Below are 1,737 nucleotides of genomic sequence, written 5' to 3'. Positions count from 1 at the left end.
ACGATCCCATTGTGGGCCGAATTCAGCACCGCCCCCAGTTGCTTGATCATCTCACAAGGATCTTTTTCTCGTGCTCCCATACTCGCCAAGGAACGTAACACGACCATTTTTCCCATCCCCCCTTCGGTTTTCAACGGATCTTACCATGGCATTTTATCGTTGATGCTCGAAAGCCGGCGCCCAGAGGACGCCGGCTTTCTTAGTCTGCTCTTGGGCCGGTTATTCGAAGGGCCACGGCGGCAGTTGGCAACGAATCGGCTTATCTACACGGAAGCCCAGTTCGTAATCGGCCTGGACGACCGTATGTATCTCCCGCGTTCCTTCGTAAATCGAAGCACCCTTGGAATTGCGATAGAACCGCTCCACCGGATATTCATCAGAGAAGCCATAGGCACCGTAGACTTGGACGGCATCAGCCGCCGCCCGCTCAGCGGCGTCACAAGAAAACCATTTGGCCAGGGACGTTTCGCGCGTGTTGCGCTCCCCTTTGTTTTTCAACCAACCTGCTTTCAGCCAGAGCAGGCGAGACATTTCATAATCGCGACACATATGAGCGATCATTTGCTTCACCAGCTGGTTTTCACCGATAGGCTTGCCAAAGGATGTACGCTCCAAGGCATATTTCACACTGGCGTCACGGCAAGCCCGGATCAACCCGGTCGAACCGGAAGCAACGGAGAAACGTCCTTGATCAAGGGCAAACATGGCGATTTTAAAGCCTTCGCCCTCACGGCCAAGCAGGTTCGCCGCAGGAACACGGGCATCTTGCATGCTGATGGAACCGGTGTTCCCGGCGCGTACACCCAGTTTGCCGTGAATGCTGGCGGTGCTTACACCTTCAAAGCCTCGTTCGACGATAAACGCCGACAGCCCGCTGTGATCGCGGCGCTTTTTCTTTTCCAGATCGGTCCAGGCAATGACCAGGAAGTGATCGGCCACATCAGCCAGGGAGATCCACATCTTTTCACCGTTGAGAATGTAGGTGTCGCCGTCTTTCACAGCCGTGCTTTCCAGTCCCACCACGTCGGTGCCGGCGTTGGGCTCGGTCAAACCAAAGCAAGCGATCTTTTCCCCTTTGGCTTGGGGCGTGAGATATTTTTGCTTTTGTTCTTCCGTTCCCCAGGTGAGCAGCGATAAGCTGTTCAGACCGATATGGACCGCCAAGATGACCCGCAGGGACGTATCAACATACTCCAATTCTTCGCAAACCAAGCCGTAGCTGATATAGTCCATCCCGGCACCGCCGTACGCTTCGGGAATACAGACACCCATCAGTCCAAGCTCACCCATGCTCTTTAACAAACCAGCGTCAAAGTTCATGGCCCGGTCGAGATCGCGAATCCGAGGGCCCACCTCGTTCAAAGCAAAATCACGGGCTGTCTTTTCCACCATGCGATGTTGTTCCGTCAATTCCAGATTAAACATATTTCTTCCTCCTTGGCCTCATTGGCCTGTTTTGTCGTGTACACCTTTTTCTATATGCAATAACCGTGCCAACACCGCTAGAAAGACAAGGCTATCTCGAGATTTTCTTTTGTCCACGTTGACCAATCTCCCCGGGGTATCCATGGGCAAACATTTACCCCCGGCCAAGATCAAATCCGACCAGGGGTTCTTCGACGCTTTTTATTGCTCCGCTCGAATACGGGCTACCCGCCGGGCCACCGTCGACTGGTTGACCCCTAATACTTCGGCCGCTTTATAGGTACTGCCGTACTCCTCCATGGCCTTGGTGAT

General features: G+C 53.8%; 2 protein-coding genes. Both read right to left on the bottom strand.

The annotated features are described in order from the left end of the window. Positions 1–219: 219 nt before the first annotated feature. Positions 220–1,425, bottom strand: coding sequence for an acyl-CoA dehydrogenase family protein (locus EDD73_RS14695; RefSeq protein ID WP_131921187.1), 1,206 nt, complete (start codon positions 1,423–1,425; stop codon positions 220–222). 201 nt (positions 1,426–1,626) lie between these two features. Continuing rightward, on the bottom strand, positions 1,627–1,725 hold the full coding sequence (locus EDD73_RS15665; protein WP_406567204.1) for a hypothetical protein: 99 nt from the start codon (positions 1,723–1,725) through the stop codon (positions 1,627–1,629). Between the last annotated feature and the right edge of the window lie 12 nt (positions 1,726–1,737).

The organism is Heliophilum fasciatum, assembly GCF_004341395.1.
Lineage (GTDB): Bacteria > Bacillota > Desulfitobacteriia > Heliobacteriales > Heliobacteriaceae > Heliophilum > Heliophilum fasciatum.
The sequence above is the reverse complement of the archived record's forward strand: the minus strand, read 5'-3'. Positions and strand labels throughout refer to the sequence as shown.